Origin of the sequence: Serratia sp. JUb9, from assembly GCF_014298095.1 — a bacterium.
Taxonomy (GTDB): Bacteria; Pseudomonadota; Gammaproteobacteria; order Enterobacterales; family Enterobacteriaceae; genus Serratia_B; species Serratia_B rhizosphaerae.
On record NZ_CP060416.1, the window covers coordinates 3,008,701 to 3,027,089 of the forward strand.

Here is an 18,389-nt window from a genome sequence, read left to right on the forward strand (position 1 = left end):
CCTTTGAAAGGCTGCGTTATTGATTCCGAGCCTCACGGCTCGTGCCATGTGTTAGCGATCTTATTCTTCTTATAGAGTGACGGTAGCTTGCCAGTAAGCCACCCAGCGGTCCGGCCGCAGGTTCGTGGGATACGCCAGGGGTTTGCCTACGTTGAACGATTGGTTGAACATTTTTATGTTCATCGTCAGCCCCAGGGCAGCACCGACCACGCTGCCACCGTCCACCTGGTGCGCCTCGCTGCGCAGCCAGCCACCATCCAGCGCACCGGTCAGCGACACGTCGCCGATAGCCGGCACGGTGCCGAGTTGCCAGTTGAGTTCGTTTCGCCAGTAGGTACCGCTGTTGCCGGTGAGGTACTGTTCTTTAAAGCCACGCACCGAATACTGTCCACCAACGGAAAGACGCTCCCCGGCATACAGGTTGTCAGCGCTGATTTGCCCGTAAGCAGAGGTCAGGTAATAGAGGTTAGGGGTCAGTGGGTAAAAGTAGCTGGAGCTAAGGCTGAACTTACGAAACTCGCTGCGTGCGGCATAGGGCGCTGCCGGCTCATCAGGCGTCGCCCCCATCCCCCGCAGGCCGTGCGAGGCCGTCGGGTTGAGTGTCAGATAGCCACCGCCCAGCGAGCGGCTGTAGTTGAGGCCGGCGGACAGGCTCGCCACCGTCACACTGCTGTTGGAGAGACGCTGCCCAGCCAGCCGATTCTCAGTACGCCGGCGCGATAACCCCATGTCCAGTGCCAGCTTCTGTTGGCCATCACGCAACAGCGTTCGGTTGGCACCCAGGCGCTGAATCACTGCATTGCCCTGATAGCGATAGCGTGCATCCTGTATCGGAATGTGCTGATAAAAGTCATTCCAGGCCGCCTGGACGCTGAACAACCAGTAACCATAAGGGAGGGTGACACCCCCATTGAGACTACGACTGCGACGGTTATGACTAAACCCGCTGTCTCTTGATGCTGACAGTGACCACTGGTCAGCCAGCCGTAGCGGGTTATCCAGTATCACGCTGGCGTTCAATTGCCCGGTTCCGGTGCTTTTCTGGCCGCCGTTGTCGGCGCCCAAAAATACTGAAACAGGTAAACGTGCCAACGTCCGGCGCAACACCACCGAGGAATACCCTGGTCGTTTGCCAGGCTGTATATCGATAGTGACCTGCTGTGAAGGTAATCGATTGAATTGCTCCATACCTTGCTCAATATCACGCAGGTTGAGTACGCTGCCAATCAGACCAGGAAACACCATTTTCAATGCCGGTGTTTCTTCCCCATTAAGGCTAATAGCGTCAATACGCCCCTCACTGACGGCCACGGTCAGTTTGCCGCCGGCGATATCCTGTGCCGGCAACCAGGCTTGAGAGGTCACGTAACCGCGCTGCAAATAGGCGTTGGTGGTCTCCCGCACCAGATTATTGATGTGGGATAGCGTCAGGCAGCGGCCTTGATAAGAGGAAACCAGTTTTTGTTTCACCGACCAGGACAGATGCTCCGCCCCCAAAAACGCAATGCGATTGACGTTATGGCAGGTTTTATCATTAGAGCCTGGGTTGGGCCGCGGCAAAGGCATCAGGGCGGTGGTACTTTTCAGGTCGTCGCGCTGTTGCTGCGCCTGCTCAAGCAGGGCTTTTTGTTGACGTTCTATAACGTCCTGGTCGGCGGGGTTAATGACAGGAGTAGCCTGAGCCGTAGCGATCAACCCAATCCAAGAGACCAGAAACCAACATCCTTTGTTAATAAGCAAATGATACTCATTATCATTATCATGTGTTGATTTCGAAGTGTAAGTATTTGTCAGCAAAAGTCCAATGATTTATTTTTAACCATAACACTTAGTCAACTGTCGGTTTGATGGGGATTTTTTGACAAAGGCATCCAGTTTTCCGATGTCCCCTACTGCGATAACCTGTGCATCGGGCGTCAAAGGGACCTCTTTCATATAACGTCGAATTAAGGTCTGTCTTTCCAGCACCACCGCCTTTGCGCTACCTTTCGGCAAACTGAAATCACAGCCGATGCAGGCCATCCGGTGCGGATAACAGCTTCAGAACGGATTGGTACAGTACAGTTCGCCCAAGTCATAAATAACAATAGCGGTGTGAGAAAGAGTTTTTTGGAGGGGATTTGATAAAAATTGCAGTGCGTATAATAAACAAACGGGAGCATTAAGCTCCCGTTATATTTTACTGACGCAACTCTATTACATGTGTTCGACGATAGCGTCGCCAAACTCTGAACATTTCAGCAGTTTAGCGCCTTCCATCAGGCGTTCGAAGTCATAGGTCACGGTCTTGGCGGCGATAGCGCCTTCCATGCCTTTAACGATCAGGTCGGCCGCTTCGAACCAGCCCAGGTGACGCAGCATCATTTCTGCAGACAGGATAACGGAACCTGGGTTCACTTTGTCCTGGCCGGCATATTTTGGCGCGGTGCCGTGGGTAGCTTCAAACAGCGCGCACTCGTCGCCGATGTTGGCGCCCGGCGCGATGCCGATGCCGCCAACCTGCGCAGCCAGTGCGTCAGAGATGTAGTCGCCGTTCAGGTTCATACAGGCGATCACGTCGTACTCCGCCGGACGCAGCAGGATCTGCTGCAGGAAGGCGTCGGCGATCACGTCTTTAACCACGATCTCTTTGCCGGTGTTCGGGTTCTTAATTTTCAGCCACGGGCCGCCGTCAATCAGTTCGCCGCCGAACTCTTCGCGCGCCAGTTCGTAGCCCCAGTCTTTGAAGGCACCTTCGGTGAACTTCATGATGTTGCCTTTGTGAACCAGAGTCACAGAGTCACGGTCGTTGGTGATCGCGTATTCGATCGCCGCACGCACCAGACGTTTGGTGCCTTCTTCTGAACATGGCTTCACGCCGATGCCGCACTGCTCTGGGAAACGGATTTTCTGCACGCCCATTTCGTCGCGCAGGAATTTGATCACTTTATCCGCTTCGGCAGAACCGGCTTTCCATTCGATACCGGCGTAGATGTCTTCGGCGTTTTCACGGAAGATCACCATATCGGTCAATTCTGGGTGTTTAACCGGGCTAGGGGTGCCCTGATAGTAGCGCACCGGGCGCAGGCAGACATACAGATCCAGCTGCTGACGCAGGGCAACGTTCAGAGAACGGATACCGCCGCCGACCGGGGTGGTCAGTGGGCCTTTAATGGCAACGCGGTAATCACGGATCAGGTCCAGAGTTTCGTCCGGCAGCCACACGTCTTTCCCGTAAACGTGGGTAGATTTTTCGCCGGTGTAGATTTCCATCCAGGAGATTTTACGCTCGCCGTGGTAAGCCTTATCAACTGCAGCATTAACCACATTAATCATGGCAGGGGTCACGTCAACGCCGATACCGTCGCCTTCGATGAACGGAATGATCGGGTTATGCGGAACAACCAGTTTACCCTGGGCATCGACCGTAATTTTTTTACCTTCTGCCGGAACAACTACTTTGCTTTCCATCAACCTCTCCTTCAAGCGCAATTTTTGTTAATGCTTTGTAAGATGCATGTCAATACTACTCGAATATTCAATCCGCGCCAATCCGAAACGGATTCAGTTATAATGCGCCTATCATCCGCAAGTACAATAGATATGAATAAATTCCCTGTTAAAAAACACCAAGTTAAACGATTCAGCCGACCGAATAGCGCCAAACGCCCCGTCCCGCCGGGGCCGCGCCGTGTTGTGTTATTCAACAAACCCTTCGATGTGCTGCCACAGTTCACCGATGAGGCCGGCCGCAGCACGCTGAAGGAATTTATTCCCTTTAATGACGTCTACGCCGCCGGGCGCCTGGACCGCGACAGCGAAGGGCTGCTGGTGCTGACCAACGACGGCAAACTGCAGGCGCAGCTCACCCAACCGGGCAAGCGCACCGGCAAAGTCTATTACGTCCAGGTAGAAGGCTCTCCGCAGGAGAGCGATCTGGCGCAGTTGCGCAGCGGCGTAACGCTGAAGGACGGCCCCACCCTGCCCGCCGGCGTCGAGCGGGTGGCGGAGCCCGCGTGGCTGTGGCCGCGTACGCCGCCGATCCGCGAACGCAAAAGCATCCCCACCAGCTGGTTGAAAATTACGCTGTATGAAGGGCGAAATCGTCAGGTGCGTCGCATGACTGCGCATATCGGGTTCCCTACCCTGCGTCTGATTCGCTACAGTATGGGGAATCTTTCATTAGGCGATTTACAACCTGGTGAATGGAAAACCACGGATTCACCGTAGCCAATCGGAGAGTTGTGCCATGAAAACGTTAGGTACCCTGCTATTAACCACGCTGCTGTGCGCCGCCGGCGCGCAGGCCGCCAGTTTTGATTGCCGCAAGGCGGCCTCAAAGGATGAACAGGCGATTTGCGCCAGCCGTTCGCTGAGCGATAAAGACGTTGAAATGGCCACCAAATATCAGTTTCTGCGCGGCCTGTTCGCCATGGGTTTTCGCGGCGAAATGCAGGATCGGCAAAACAGCTGGCTGGCAAAACGTAAACAGTGCGGCAGCGACGTCAGCTGTCTGAGCAACAGCTACCGGCAGCGCATCGGCGAGCTGGACGCGATTTACAACAAAATCGACCGACCGCTGTAAGGAGACACCATGTTCAAACCGCACGTTACCGTCGCCAACGTGGTGCACGCCGCCGGCAAGTTTTTAATCGTCGAAGAAACCGTGAACCACAAGGCGCTGTGGAACCAGCCCGCCGGCCACCTGGAGGCCGACGAGACGCTGCTGCAGGCCGCCGAACGCGAACTGTGGGAAGAGACCGGCATCCGCGCCGCGCCGCAGTCGTTTCTGAAAATGCACCAGTGGATCGCGCCGGACGGCACGCCGTTCCTGCGCTTTTGCTTCGTCGTCGAACTGCCGGCCATCGTGCCTACCGCGCCGCAGGACAGCGATATCGACCGCTGCCTGTGGCTCAGCGCCGACGAGATTCTGCACGCCCCCAACCTGCGCTCACCGCTGGTGGCGGAGAGCCTGCGCTGCTACCGACAGCCCGAGCGCTACCCGCTTTCGTTGATCGGCAGTTTTAACTGGCCGTACTGAAGCACAATAAGTGCCGTGCGCGCAGGCCGCCATCGTGTTAAAATCCTGCGCCTGTTTTTTATCAGCACGGTTCGTGTTCAAGTTCGTGAGATCCCCATGTCAGACAACAGCCAGAAAAAAGTAATCGTCGGAATGTCCGGCGGCGTCGACTCTTCCGTTACCGCCTATCTGTTACAGCAACAGGGCTATCAGGTCGCTGGGCTGTTTATGAAGAACTGGGAGGAAGACGACGACGAAGAGTATTGCTCCGCAGCGACCGATCTGGCCGATGCCCAGGCGGTATGCGACAAACTCGGCATTGAGCTGCATACGGTCAACTTCGCGGCGGAATACTGGGACAACGTATTCGAGCTGTTCCTGGAAGAGTACAAGGCCGGCCGCACGCCGAACCCGGACATCCTGTGCAATAAAGAAATCAAGTTTAAAGCCTTCCTGGAGTTCGCCGCCGAAGATCTGGGCGCCGACTATATCGCTACCGGCCACTATGTGCGTCGCCAGGACGTTGACGGTAAGAGCCGTCTGCTGCGCGGCGTCGACGGCAACAAAGACCAGAGCTATTTCCTGTATACCCTGAGCCACGAGCAGGTGGCGCAAAGCCTGTTCCCGGTCGGCGAGCTGGAAAAGCCGGAGGTGCGCCGCATCGCCGAACAGCTGGAACTGGTCACCGCCAAGAAAAAAGACTCCACCGGCATCTGCTTTATCGGCGAACGTAAGTTCCGCGACTTCCTCGGCCGCTATCTGCCGGCGCAGCCCGGCCCGATTATGACCGTCGACGGTCAGACCATCGGCCAGCATCAGGGGCTGATGTACCACACGCTGGGCCAGCGTAAAGGGCTCGGCATCGGCGGCATGAAAGACAGCAGCGAAGATCCGTGGTACGTGGTCGACAAAGACGTCGCCAACAACGTACTGATCGTCGCCCAGGGTCACGACCATCCGCGCCTGATGTCGCTTGGTCTGATCGCCCAACAGCTGCACTGGGTCGATCGCCAGCCGCTGACCGCCCCGCTGCGCTGTACGGTGAAAACCCGCTACCGTCAGCAGGATCTGCCGTGCACCATCACGCCGATCGACGATCAACGCATCGAAGTGCGCTTTGACGAACCGGTCGCGGCGGTGACGCCCGGCCAGTCGGCGGTATTCTACCAGGGTGAAATCTGCCTGGGCGGCGGCATTATCGAACAACGCCTGCCGCTCGAGGAAGGTTAAGCCGCGGTATAGCCGGCACCCGGCCCGGCGCGCCGGTAATGCGCGCTGGGTTTAGCCCGCGTTTTATGGCATGATTTGCAACATTCACGATCATTATCGTTACCGGCGCGGGCAAAGGTTATCGTTTTGCCGTCACGCAGCCTGTCACCGTAAGCCATGTACCGTATACAGGAGTATTCGTGGCGAAGAATTATTATGACATCACGTTGGCCATGGCCGGAATCAGCCAGTCAGCGCGTTTGGTTCAGCAGCTCGCGCATGAAGGGCAATGCGACCGCGACGCGTTGCACACCTCGCTCAGCAGCCTGCTGCAGATGAACCCCTCCTCTACGCTGGCGGTATTCGGCGGCGAAGAACGTAATCTGAAAGTCGGTCTGGAAACGCTGATGGGCGTACTGAACGCCAATAATAAAGGCCCCGGCGCCGAACTGACCCGCTACACCATCAGCCTGATGGTGCTGGAACGCAAGCTCAACGCCAACAAACAGGCGATGAATACCCTCGGCGAACGCCTTGAACAGCTGGAGCGTCAGCTGGCGCATTTCGAGCTGGAATCCGACACCATTATCAGCGCGCTGGCCGGCATCTATGTCGACGTGGTCAGCCCGCTGGGGCCGCGCATTCAGGTCACCGGTTCACCGGCCATTTTACAAAACAGCCAGGTGCAGGCCAAAGTGCGCGCCACGCTGCTGGCCGGCATCCGCGCCGCCGTGCTGTGGCAACAGGTCGGCGGCAGCCGCCTGCAGTTAATGTTTTCCCGTAATCGTCTGTTCACACAGGCGCAAAATATCGTTGCTCATTGTTAATTTTCCCAGGAGTTGCTACCGATGGAATTATCCTCACTGACCGCCGTTTCCCCCGTTGACGGACGCTACGGTGATAAAGTCAGCGCACTGCGCACCATTTTCAGCGAATTCGGCCTGCTGAAATTCCGCGTACAGGTTGAAGTACGTTGGCTGCAAAAACTGGCGGCCTGCGCAGAAATCAAGGAAGTTCCTGCTTTTGACGCCGACGCAAACGCTTTCCTCGACAAGATCGTTGCAGAATTCAGCGAAGAAGACGCTCAGCGCATCAAAACCATCGAACGCACCACCAACCACGATGTGAAGGCGGTCGAATATTTTCTCAAGGAAAAAGTGGCGGCGGTGCCGGCCCTGCACGCGGTGTCCGAGTTTATCCACTTCGCCTGTACCTCCGAAGATATCAATAACCTGTCCCACGCGCTGATGCTGAGCACCGCCCGCCAGGACGTGGTGCTGCCTTACTGGCGTCAGACCATCGACGCCATCGCCAAGCTGGCGCAGGAATACCGCGATATTCCGCTGCTGTCCCGCACCCACGGCCAGCCGGCCACGCCGTCTACCGTGGGCAAAGAGCTGGCCAACGTGGCTTACCGCATGGAGCGTCAGTACCGCCAGCTGGAGCGCGTCGAGATCCTCGGTAAAATCAACGGCGCCGTCGGCAACTATAACGCCCACATCGTCGCCTACCCGGAAGTGGACTGGCACCGCTTCAGCGAAGAGTTCGTCACCTCGCTGGGCATTACCTGGAACCCGTACACCACCCAGATCGAACCGCACGACTACATTGCCGAACTGTTCGACTGCATCGCCCGCTTCAACACTATCCTGATCGACTTCGATCGCGATATCTGGGGCTACATCGCGCTGAACCACTTCAAGCAGAAGACCATCGCCGGCGAGATCGGCTCGTCCACCATGCCGCACAAGGTCAACCCGATTGACTTCGAAAACTCCGAAGGCAACCTGGGCCTGGCTAACGCCGTGCTGGGCCATCTGGCGAGCAAACTGCCGGTGTCCCGCTGGCAGCGCGACCTGACCGACTCCACCGTACTGCGCAACCTGGGCGTGGGCATCGGCTATGCGCTAATCGCCTATCAGTCCACCCTGAAGGGCATCAGCAAGCTGGAAGTGAACCAGGCGCACCTGCTGGATGAGCTGGACCACAACTGGGAAGTGCTGGCCGAGCCGATCCAGACCGTGATGCGCCGCTACGGCATTGAAAAACCGTATGAGAAGCTGAAAGAGCTGACCCGCGGCAAACGCGTGGACGCCGCCGGCATGCAGGCGTTTATCGACGGCCTGGCGCTGCCGGAAGACGAGAAAACCCGACTGAAAGCAATGACGCCGGCCAACTATATCGGCCGCGCCACCACCATGGTGGACGAACTGAAATAATCCTGCGCCCGTACGCAGCCAGGCGGCCTCCGGGCCGCCTTTTTTATCGCCCCGCCGTCGCCACGTTCTATCCGTTTAAGTTTGGTTAAGCTTCACCCCACCGTCGTTGAGTCAACGTTTACCGGTCGCTGCCGATAATTAAGCCGCAATCCGGGAAAACCGTGCTTAATTGCGTGATACCTATATAATTTGGGTGATTGGAGCCGCACCCGCGCGAAAACAGGAGATTATCGATGCGAATACTGGTGGTTGAAGATAATGGTCTGCTGCGTCATCACCTTTCGGTACAGATGCGCGAGATGGGACATCAGGTCGACGCGGCGGAAGACAGCAAAGAAGCAGATTATTTTCTGCAGGAACACGCGCCGGATATCGCCATTGTCGACCTCGGCCTGCCGGGTGAGGACGGACTGGCGCTGATCCGCCGCTGGCGCGCCCATCAGGTCAAACTGCCGATTCTGGTGCTGACCGCCCGCGAAAGCTGGCAGGACAAAGTGGCGGTGCTGGAAGCCGGCGCCGACGACTATGTCACCAAGCCTTTCCATCTGGAAGAGGTGATCGCCCGCATGCAGGCCTTGATGCGCCGCAACAGCGGCCTTGCCTCACAGGTCATCGTGCTGCCGCCCTTCCAGATCGATCTGTCGCGCCGCGAACTCTGCGTTAACGAGCAGCAGATCAAATTGACGGCGTTCGAATACACCATTATCGAAACGCTGATCCGCAACGCCGGCAAGGTGGTGAGCAAAGATCTGCTGATGCTGCAGCTCTATCCCGACGCCGAGCTGCGCGAAAGCCACACTATCGACGTGCTGATGGGCCGTCTGCGTAAAAAGCTCCAGGCCGAGCATCCGCAGGAAGTGATCACTACGGTGCGTGGCCAGGGATACCGCTTCGACATTAAGTGAGTGTTATGTTCAACAGGGATAAAAAGCCGTTCTCGCTGCGCGCCCGCTTTCTGATGGCGACCGCCGGCGTCATTTTGGCGCTGTCGCTCTCCTACGGGCTGGTGGCGGTAGTCGGCTACATTGTCAGTTTCGACAAAACCGCCTTCCGTCTGCTGCGCAGCGAAAGCAATCTGTTTTTCAGCCTGGCCCAGTGGAAGGACCAAAAACTCACCATCGCCATTCCGCCCGATATCGATCTTAACTCCCCGACGCTGGTGTTTATCTATGATGAGCACGGCCATCTGCTGTGGAGCCAGCGCAAGATGCCCGAGCTGGAAAGGCTGATCGATAAAAAATGGCTGAAAGATGCCGGGTTTTATGAAATCGACACCGACACCCGCATCAGCAGCGAAGTGCTGGGCGACAACCCCAAAGCGCAGGATCAGCTGAAAGACTATGACGCGTCCGACCAAAATGCGCTAACCCACTCGGTGGCGGTCAATACCTATGCCGCCACCGCGCGCCTGCCGGCGCTGACCATTGTGGTGGTCGACTCCATTCCGCAGGAACTGCAGCGCTCGGATGTGGTGTGGGAGTGGTTCAGCTATGTGCTGCTGGCCAATCTGCTGTTGGTGGTGCCGCTGCTGTGGTTGGCAGCCTACTGGAGCCTGCGGCCGATAAAAACGCTGATCCATCAGGTCGGCGATCTGGAAAACGGCGAACGCGATCAGCTGGATGAAAATCCCCCCAGTGAACTGCGCGGCCTGGTGCGCAACCTGAACATTCTGTTACGCAACGAACGCCAACGTTACACCAAGTACCGCACCACGCTGTCCGATTTGACCCACAGCCTGAAGACGCCGCTGGCGGTGCTGCAGACCACGCTGCGCTCGCTGCGTTCCGGCAAGCAGACCACCATTGAAGAAGCGGAGCCGATCATGCTCGAACAGATCGGCCGCATCTCGCAGCAGATTGGTTATTACCTGCACCGCGCCAGTATCAACTCCGGGCAGACGGTGCTGACGCGGGAGATCCACTCGGTGCCGGCGCTGCTCGACAGCCTGAGCCTGGCGCTGAACAAGGTGTACCAGCGTAAGGGCGTGGTGATTACGCTGGATATTTCGCCGGAGGTCACCTTTATCGGCGAGAAAAACGACTTTATGGAAGTAATGGGCAACGTGCTGGAAAACGCCTGTAAATACTGTCTGGAGTTTGTTGAGGTCACCACCCTGCACTCCGATGAACACCTGACCCTTATGGTGGATGATGACGGCCCCGGCATCCCGCAGAGCAAGCGCACGCTGATTTTTCAACGCGGCCAGCGCGTCGACACCCTCAGCCCCGGCCAGGGGCTGGGCCTGTCGGTGGCGGCGGAAATTATCGAACAGTACGACGGGGAGATCACTATTGCCGACAGCCCGCTCGGCGGCGCGCGCATGATGGTTACTTTTGCCCGCCAGTACGATACGCACGGCGAATAATCCCGCACACCGGCGCGCCACGCGCCGGATCTCTGCCGACAATGCTGCAGCTTCAGCGGCGAAGAGTATATAATCCTCTACAGGCACACTCCTCTCCTGGAATACAACATGGATTATCAATTAGATCTGGACTGGCGCGATTTTCTGCAGCGTTATTGGCAAAAGCGTCCGGTGATTCTCAAGCGCGGCTTTAAAAACTTTATCGATCCGATCTCTCCGGACGAACTGGCCGGGCTGGCAATGGAAAATGAGGTAGACAGCCGAGTCGTCAGCCATCAGGACGGGCGCTGGCAGGTGGCGCACGGGCCTTTCGAAAGTTATGACCACCTGGGTGAAAACAACTGGTCGCTGCTGGTGCAGGCGGTGGACCACTGGCACGAGCCATCCTCCGCGCTGATGCGCCCGTTCCGCCAACTGCCGGACTGGCGCATGGACGATCTGATGATCTCCTTCTCGGTGCCGGGCGGCGGCGTAGGGCCGCACCTTGACCAATATGACGTATTTATCATTCAGGGCACCGGCCGCCGCCGCTGGCGCGTCGGGGAAAAAGTGCCGATGAAGCAACACTGTCCGCATCCGGACCTGCTGCAGGTGGAGCCGTTCGACGCCATTATCGACGAGGAGATGGAGCCGGGCGATATTCTCTATATTCCGCCGGGCTTCCCGCATGAAGGCTACGCGTTGGAAAACGCGCTTAACTATTCGGTTGGTTTCCGTGCGCCCAACGGCCGAGAGCTGATCAGCGGCTTCGCCGATTACGTACTGGCGCGCGAACTGGGCAGCAAACGCTATGGCGACCCCGATATTCAGCTGCGCGAGCACCCGGCCGAGGTACTGCCGCAGGAAGTGGACGCGCTGCGCGCGATGATGCTGGATCTGGTACAGCAGCCGGAGCACTTCCAGCACTGGTTCGGCGAGTTTATTTCTCAGTCACGCCACGAGCTCGACGTCGCACCGCCGGAGCCGCCTTATCAGGCCGGTGAAATCTACGAGCTGCTGCAACAGGGTGAAGCCCTGCAGCGTCTGGGCGGCCTGCGCGTATTACGCGTCGGCGATCGGTGTTTCGTCAACGGGGAGCCGATCGATACCGAACACCTGCAGGCTGCCGATGCTCTGTGCCAGCACTTCAGCGTCAATGCCGAGCTGCTGGGGGATGCGGTCGATGATCCGTCCTTCCTCGCCCTGCTGACTGCGCTGATCAACAACGGCTATTGGTATTTTAACGACTGACGCCGCCTGTAGGCTCATTTATCAGCCCCCGACTCCGGGGGCTTTTTTTCGCCGGCAGCCTAGCCCAGCACGGCGGTAAACACATGAATATCAAAGTTCATCGCCACGCTCTCCGAGCGCGCAATCTCCCGCACCGCGGCGCTAAACCGTTCGATATACGCCTGCCCGCCCTCTTCTTCGATATAGCGCGTCACGTAGCTGGTGGATAAAAAGAACAGCGCCACCTCTTCCGGCGTCAGGAAAATGATATTGGCGAACACCTCGCGTCGGGCCTGCTGCAGGTGGCGGCAGCCCTGCATGATTTCCAGCGTGTCATCGTACTGCGTCAGCCGGGGATCGCGGTAACGCGCCCAGTTGGTCACCAGTTCCCGTTCGATAAAATCACGCAGCGGCCCGTACGCCAGCGGAAAATCATATTTGTACGCGCAGAACAGCCCGCCGGGATTCAGCCACGCCGGCAATTTCATCAGCACCGCCTTGCGATCCATCCAATAAAACGACGTGGCGCTGGTGATAAGGTCAAAACGGTGGGCAGGCGCAAAATCTTCCGCTGCGCAGACGCTGAAAGTCAGCGCCGGGTAGTTCTGCCGCGCCTTCTCGATCAGCGCCGCACCGATATCGCAGCCTTCCACCTGCTGAAACAGCCCCTGCAGACGCACCGTAGAAACACCGTTGCCGCAGCCGATATCAAGCGCAGCGTTATGCGCCGGCGCTCTGGCCGCCAACGACGCATACAACGCATCGGGATAGCTAATCTTGCTGCGCACCGCGTTATAAGCCTGCGCATGGGTATTAAACTGCTGCATTCCGTTATTCCTCCCAATACTTTTGCTGGATAGCTAATGTCGGCCGTATTACACGGATTCAGCCCGTGCCAGCGCGCGATAGTCTTCCAGCTCGGCCTGCGACATGCCGGCCGCCTGCGCCGCAGCGCAAATCTGCTGCCAGGTATTGGCGTCAATCGGGATACCGTCCTGCAGGCGCAGCGCACGGTTCATCTCCTCCCACTCGCCCGGCACCTGAATCGGCTCGTCGCCGCTTTCCGGCGAGGCCTTCACCCAGTCAACAAAGGCTTCAGCCTCAGCCTGCATTGCCGGCGCTTCAAAGGCGTCCGGGTTGAGAATAATGGTGGTCATGCCGTTGATGATCGCGTCGTTGGTTACCTGCAGCGTATCATCATGGGTGGTTTGTCCGCCGGACAGCGCGCCGCCCAGAATTTCGCACAGCGTCGCCAACGCATAGCCCTTATGAGCGCCGAACGGCAGCAGAGAACCAAACGGCGCTTCATGCATTACCTTTGGTTCGTTGGTCGGCCGGCCCTGCTCATCGATCAGATAGCCGGGCGCTACCGTCAGGCCTTTGTTGTACGCAACGCGCGTTTTGCCGTAAGCAATGCCGCTGGTGGCAAAGTCCAGCAACAGCGGCGCCTGGCCAGGACGAGGAAAAATCATGCAGAAAGGGTTGGTGCCGAAGCGGCGGTCGCTGCCGCCAAACGGCGCCACCATAGGATCGCCCATCACATTGACGAAATGGATAGAAACAAAGCCGGCACGCGCGCACTGCTCCGCCCAGTGGCCGATGCGGCCGATATGGTGGGCATTGTGCAGCGCCACGGCGGCAATCCCCAGCTGGCGCGCCCGTTCAATACCGCGATCCATCGCTTCGCTGGCGACCACCTGACCAAATCCTTTGCCGCCGTCCAGCGTCAGCACCGCGCCGGCATCCTTCACCACCCTGACATGGGTATTCAGCTGCAGATGCCCCTGCGCCAGCGATGACATATAGCGCGGGATCATGCCGACGCCGTGCGAATCATGCCCAGCCAGATTGGCCTGCACCAGGTGTTCCGCCACCAGCTCAGCCTCACGGGCGGAACTGCCGGTATGGCGCCAGATCGCCTGAACAAACCGCCCTAATCCCTGGCTGCCGATACGATACTCAGAACTCATGCCGCAAATCTCCTTGTGCAAAAATGTTACTCAACCCTAGGCACAAAAATTAATTGCGGCAAGTTAACAACTCATCAACCTTTGGCGCGCTCCGCCGTCAGGGTTGCGATACGCATAATCACCGCCACCGCCTGCTCCATCCCCTCCAGCGTAATAAATTCGTGTTTGCTGTGGAAATTGTAGCCGCCGGTAAACAGATTGGGGCACGGCAGTCCCTTGAAAGAGAGCTGCGCGCCGTCGGTACCGCCGCGGATCGGCTTAATGATGGGCTCAATTCCGCAGTCGCGCATCGCCTGCTGCGCCAGTTCCACCACGTGCGGATGCTCAGCCACCAGCTCGCGCATGTTGTAGTAGCTGTCCTCAATGGTGACGTCGATGTGGCACTCACGCGGCAGCCCTTTGCCCACCAGCTCTGCCGCCGCCATCAGTTGACGTTTGCGGGCGGCAAAGCCGTCGCGCTCAAAGTCGCGCAGGATATAGTGCATCTCGGCGCGGTCGACCTGCCCCTTGATGCTGCTCAGATGATAGAAGCCCTGATAATCCGCGGTGTTTTCCGGCGTCTCATCCGCCGGCAGACACTGGTGGAAACGGGTCGCCAGCGTCAGCGCGTTGACCATCACGCCCTTGGCGCTGCCGGGATGCGCATTGTTGCCAACAATCTTCACCAACGCCGAGGCAGCGTTGAAGTTCTCACACTCCAGCTCCCCCACGCCACCGCCGTCAATGGTATAGGCCCAGGCGGCGTCAAAGCTCTCGACGTCAAAATAGCGGGCCCCTTTGCCGACTTCTTCATCGGGCGTAAAGGCGATGCGGATATCCCCGTGCGGAATCTGCTGCTGCCGCAGACGCACTATGGCGGTAATGATTTCCGCAATGCCGGCCTTATCATCCGCCCCGAGCAGCGTTTTGCCGTCGGTGGTGATCAGCGTCTGCCCCAGCAGTTGATGCAACACCGGGAAGCGTACCGGCGACAGCACCTCATCGCCGATGCCCAGCGCAATATCACCACCGCGATAATTCTCCACAATTTGCGGATTCACCTGTTTGCCGCTGACGTCCGGCGAGGTATCAAGATGGGAGATAAATCCGATGGCGGGCACCGGCCAGGCGACATTGGCTGGCAGCGTCGCCGTGACGCAGCCGTGTTCGCTGAGCATCACCTGCGCAAAACCCAGCGCCAGCAGCTCCTGCTGTAACGCGCGCGCCAGTTTCAGCTGCCCGTCCGTACTTGGCACATGTTTAACGTTCGCTTTGGATTGCGTATCAAAGGTGACGTAGTTAAAAAAACGATCGAGTAGTTTATCCATGATGGCGCCCTTCAGATTATCGCAAGTCATTATGCTAAAGCGCCTGGCGGGAAATATTGCGTCAGGTCATTTTTAACCAGAATTAGTGAGAATCATTACCGTCGGTAATGATTTATTGGCGTAATGAATACGTTAAATTGTCGTATAGTGCGGCTATAATGGTAAAAATCAGCGCGTTGCCGGCGGTTCGGCTTTCAATTCACTGCCACAGCGTCTATCATGCGCGCTCTAAAAATTTCGAGCGGCGCCACTGGTTTTGAGCTTTTGTACGGCGGGGTATTTCGCCAGCTCTCGCAGTCTTTTCCAGCGGCGGTTCTATCTGCAAGAGTTCACGGGATAGAGTGACACCATAAATGACTGAGAAATCCTCTCTGAAGCCACTTGTTGAATTGAAAGCGTTAAGCAAAGGATTCGACGGCAAAACCATCATCAGCGATCTTGACCTCACCATTAATCACGGCGAGTTTTTGACGATCCTCGGCCCCTCCGGCTGCGGTAAAACCACCGTGTTGCGCCTGATCGCCGGCCTGGAAGATGTCGACAGCGGCCAGATCGTGCTCGACGGTCTGGATATTACCGACATTCCGGCCGAACACCGCCACGTCAATACCGTCTTCCAGAGCTACGCGCTGTTCCCGCACATGACGGTATTTGACAACGTCGCCTTCGGCCTGCGGATGCAGAAAACGCCGACGGCGGAGATTACCCCGCGGGTGGAAGAAGCGCTGCGCATGGTGCAGTTGGAGGCCTTTGCACAGCGGCGTCCCAGCCAGCTGTCCGGCGGCCAGCAGCAGCGCGTCGCCATCGCCCGCGCGGTGGTGAATAAACCCAAGGTTCTGCTGCTGGATGAGTCGCTGTCGGCGCTGGACTATAAGCTGCGCAAACAGATGCAGAACGAGCTGAAGGCGCTGCAGCGCAAGCTCGGCATCACCTTTGTCTTCGTCACCCACGATCAGGAAGAGGCGCTGACCATGTCGGACCGCATCGTGGTGATGCGCGAAGGCCGCATTGAGCAGGACGGCACGCCGCGCGAGATCTACGAAGAGCCGCGCAACCTGTTTGTCGCCAGCTTTATCGGCGAGATTAATATCTTTGACGCCACCGTGCTGCAACGCATCGACGCGCAGCGGGTGCGCGCCAACGTCGAAGGGCGCGAATGCGATATCTACGCCAGCCTGCCGGTCAGCGCCGGCCAGCGCCTGAAAGTGCTGCTGCGGCCGGAGGATCTGCGCGTTGAGGAGATCAACGGCGCCGAGCAGGTCGACGGCCTGATCGGCTATGTGCGCGAACGTAACTACAAGGGAATGACGCTGGACTCGGTCGTCGAGCTGGAAAACGGCAAGATGGTCATGGTCAGCGAATTCTTTAACGAAGACGATCCGGACGTCGACCACTCGCTGAATCAGAAAATGGCGGTGACCTGGGTTGAAAGCTGGGAGGTGGTGCTGGCCGATGAAGACCTCGCGTAAACTGTTCCAGAATGTGGTGATTACCGGGGTAGTCGCCTGGCTGGTGCTGTTCGTGTTTATGCCGAACCTGATGATTATCGGCACCAGCTTCCTGACCCGCGACGACGCCAATCTGATTCAGATGGTGTTCACGCTGGATAACTACACCCGGCTGTTCGATCCGCTGTACGCCGAAGTGCTGCTGCACTCGCTGAATATGGCGGTGATCGCCACCCTGTGCTGCCTGGTGATCGGCTATCCGTTCGCCTTTATTCTGGCGCGCCTGCCGCAGAAGGTGCGGCCGCTGCTGCTGTTTCTGCTGATCGTCCCCTTCTGGACCAACTCGCTGATCCGTATCTACGGCCTGAAGCTGTTCCTCAGCACCCGCGGCTATCTGAACGATTTCCTGCTGTGGCTGGGGGTGATCGACAAACCGTTTCGCATCATGTACACCTCCGAAGCGGTGGTGCTGGGCCTGATTTATATTCTGTTGCCGTTTATGGTGATGCCGCTCTATTCCAGCATTGAGAAGCTGGATAAATCCTGTCTGGAAGCGGCGCGCGATCTCGGCGCCAGCAAGCTGCAGACCTTTATCCGCATCATCGTGCCGCTGACCATGCCCGGCATTATCGCCGGCTGCCTGCTGGTGATCCTGCCGGCAATGGGGCTGTTCTTCGTTGCGGACCTGATGGGCGGCGCGAAAAACCTGCTGATCGGCAACGTGATCAAGAGCCAGTTCCTGAATATTCGCGACTGGCCGTTTGGCGCCGCCACCAGCATCTGCCTGACGCTGGTCATGGGCCTGATGCTGCTGGTGTACTACCGCGCGGCGAAGCTGCTGAACAAGAAGGTGGAACTGGAATGATCGGACGCCTGCTACGCGGTGGTTTTATGACCATCATTTATGCCTATTTATATATTCCGATCGTGATTCTGATCGTCAACTCGTTCAACGCATCGCGCTTTGGCATCAACTGGCAAGGGTTTACCGTCGACTGGTACTCGACCCTGCTCAACAACGACAGTCTGCTGCAGGCGGCGGGCCACTCGCTGACCATGGCGGTGCTGTCGGCCACCTTCGCCACGCTGATCGGCTCGCTGACCGCGGTGGCGCTGTACCGCTACCGCTTCCGCGGCAAGCCATTCGTCAGCGGCATGCTGTTTGTGGTGATGATGTCGCCGGATATCGTGATGGCGATCTCCCTGCTGGTGCTGTTTATGCTACTGGGCATCTCGCTGGGCTTCTGGTCGCTGCTGTTTTCGCACATCACTTTCTGCCTGCCGTTTGTGGTGGTGACCGTCTACTCGCGGCTGAAAGGCTTCGACGTCAAAATGCTGGAAGCGGCGCGCGACCTCGGCGCCGGCGAGGTGACGATCCTGCGCAAAATCATCCTGCCGCTGGCGATGCCGGCCGTCGCCGCCGGCTGGCTGCTGAGCTTTACCCTGTCGATGGATGATGTGGTGGTGTCTTCGTTCGTCACCGGGCCGAGCTATGAGATCCTGCCGCTGAAGATCTATTCGATGGTCAAGGTCGGCGTCTCGCCGGAGGTCAACGCCCTCGCCACCATTCTGCTGCTGATGTCGCTGGTGCTGGTGCTCGCCAGCCAGCTGATCTTGCGCGATCGCAACGTCAAATAATCGAACGGACACATTCCAATTGTGA

The 18,389-nt window shown here is 57.9% G+C and carries 17 protein-coding genes; 12 read left to right on the forward strand and 5 right to left on the reverse strand.

Going from position 1 to position 18,389, the window contains the following annotated elements:
• Positions 1–69: 69 nt before the first annotated feature.
• Together HF675_RS14270 and icd are read right to left on the reverse strand one after the other, a co-directional pair.
• Positions 70–1,740, reverse strand: coding sequence for a ShlB/FhaC/HecB family hemolysin secretion/activation protein (locus HF675_RS14270; protein ID WP_187043275.1), 1,671 nt, complete (start codon positions 1,738–1,740; stop codon positions 70–72).
• A 456-nt stretch (positions 1,741–2,196) separates the two neighbouring features.
• Positions 2,197–3,450: an NADP-dependent isocitrate dehydrogenase gene (gene icd, locus HF675_RS14275; RefSeq protein ID WP_105233282.1), complete on the reverse strand. Its 1,254-nt coding sequence runs from the start codon at positions 3,448–3,450 to the stop codon at positions 2,197–2,199.
• Positions 3,451–3,582: 132 nt separating this feature from the next.
• Here icd and rluE point away from each other — a divergent pair, with 132 nt between their 5' ends.
• The 9 genes from rluE (at position 3,583) to HF675_RS14320 (ending at position 12,022) form a co-directional block, all read left to right on the forward strand.
• Complete coding sequence (gene rluE, locus HF675_RS14280) at positions 3,583–4,209, forward strand: 23S rRNA pseudouridine(2457) synthase RluE (protein WP_105233284.1); 627 nt, start codon at positions 3,583–3,585, stop codon at positions 4,207–4,209.
• Between the two features lie 19 nt (positions 4,210–4,228).
• Positions 4,229–4,564: a lysozyme inhibitor LprI family protein gene (locus tag HF675_RS14285; protein ID WP_111737250.1), complete on the forward strand. Its 336-nt coding sequence runs from the start codon at positions 4,229–4,231 to the stop codon at positions 4,562–4,564.
• A 9-nt stretch (positions 4,565–4,573) separates the two neighbouring features.
• On the forward strand, positions 4,574–5,020 hold the full coding sequence (locus HF675_RS14290) for an NUDIX hydrolase (protein ID WP_111737251.1): 447 nt from the start codon (positions 4,574–4,576) through the stop codon (positions 5,018–5,020).
• 96 nt (positions 5,021–5,116) lie between these two features.
• Positions 5,117–6,229 carry a tRNA 2-thiouridine(34) synthase MnmA gene (gene mnmA / locus HF675_RS14295; protein ID WP_111737252.1) on the forward strand — a complete coding sequence of 371 codons (1,113 nt, stop codon included), beginning with the start codon at positions 5,117–5,119 and terminating at the stop codon, positions 6,227–6,229.
• 179 nt (positions 6,230–6,408) lie between these two features.
• Positions 6,409–7,035: a high frequency lysogenization protein HflD gene (gene hflD / locus HF675_RS14300; RefSeq protein ID WP_105230768.1), complete on the forward strand. Its 627-nt coding sequence runs from the start codon at positions 6,409–6,411 to the stop codon at positions 7,033–7,035.
• A 21-nt stretch (positions 7,036–7,056) separates the two neighbouring features.
• Positions 7,057–8,427 carry an adenylosuccinate lyase gene (gene purB / locus HF675_RS14305; RefSeq protein WP_105230767.1) on the forward strand — a complete coding sequence of 457 codons (1,371 nt, stop codon included), beginning with the start codon at positions 7,057–7,059 and terminating at the stop codon, positions 8,425–8,427.
• A gap of 233 nt (positions 8,428–8,660) precedes the next feature.
• Positions 8,661–9,332 (forward strand): two-component system response regulator PhoP, encoded by a 672-nt coding sequence (gene phoP / locus HF675_RS14310; protein WP_015671991.1) that lies wholly within the window; start codon positions 8,661–8,663, stop codon positions 9,330–9,332.
• 5 nt (positions 9,333–9,337) lie between these two features.
• Positions 9,338–10,792, forward strand: coding sequence for a two-component system sensor histidine kinase PhoQ (phoQ, locus tag HF675_RS14315; RefSeq protein WP_105230766.1), 1,455 nt, complete (start codon positions 9,338–9,340; stop codon positions 10,790–10,792).
• A gap of 108 nt (positions 10,793–10,900) precedes the next feature.
• On the forward strand, positions 10,901–12,022 hold the full coding sequence (locus HF675_RS14320) for a cupin domain-containing protein (protein WP_187043276.1): 1,122 nt from the start codon (positions 10,901–10,903) through the stop codon (positions 12,020–12,022).
• Positions 12,023–12,081: 59 nt separating this feature from the next.
• On the opposite strand, the gene HF675_RS14325 is transcribed toward HF675_RS14320, so the two are convergent.
• From HF675_RS14325 to pepT, 3 genes are all read right to left on the reverse strand, one after another.
• Complete coding sequence (locus HF675_RS14325) at positions 12,082–12,828, reverse strand: trans-aconitate 2-methyltransferase (protein WP_187043277.1); 747 nt, start codon at positions 12,826–12,828, stop codon at positions 12,082–12,084.
• 48 nt (positions 12,829–12,876) lie between these two features.
• A complete protein-coding gene (locus tag HF675_RS14330) occupies positions 12,877–13,971 on the reverse strand; it encodes a malate/lactate/ureidoglycolate dehydrogenase (protein ID WP_187043278.1) in 1,095 nt (364 codons plus the stop codon).
• 74 nt (positions 13,972–14,045) lie between these two features.
• Positions 14,046–15,278 carry a peptidase T gene (gene pepT, locus HF675_RS14335; protein ID WP_187044742.1) on the reverse strand — a complete coding sequence of 411 codons (1,233 nt, stop codon included), beginning with the start codon at positions 15,276–15,278 and terminating at the stop codon, positions 14,046–14,048.
• Positions 15,279–15,631: 353 nt separating this feature from the next.
• Here pepT and potA point away from each other — a divergent pair, with 353 nt between their 5' ends.
• The 3 genes from potA to potC are packed head-to-tail and all read left to right on the forward strand — an operon-like array spanning position 15,632 to position 18,364.
• Positions 15,632–16,747 (forward strand): spermidine/putrescine ABC transporter ATP-binding protein PotA, encoded by a 1,116-nt coding sequence (gene potA / locus HF675_RS14340; protein WP_187043279.1) that lies wholly within the window; start codon positions 15,632–15,634, stop codon positions 16,745–16,747.
• Positions 16,731–17,591 carry a spermidine/putrescine ABC transporter permease PotB gene (gene potB, locus HF675_RS14345; protein WP_105230761.1) on the forward strand — a complete coding sequence of 287 codons (861 nt, stop codon included), beginning with the start codon at positions 16,731–16,733 and terminating at the stop codon, positions 17,589–17,591. Before potA ends, potB begins: the two co-directional genes overlap by 17 nt.
• Complete coding sequence (gene potC / locus HF675_RS14350; protein ID WP_105230760.1) at positions 17,588–18,364, forward strand: spermidine/putrescine ABC transporter permease PotC; 777 nt, start codon at positions 17,588–17,590, stop codon at positions 18,362–18,364. Before potB ends, potC begins: the two co-directional genes overlap by 4 nt.
• Positions 18,365–18,389: the final 25 nt, after the last annotated feature.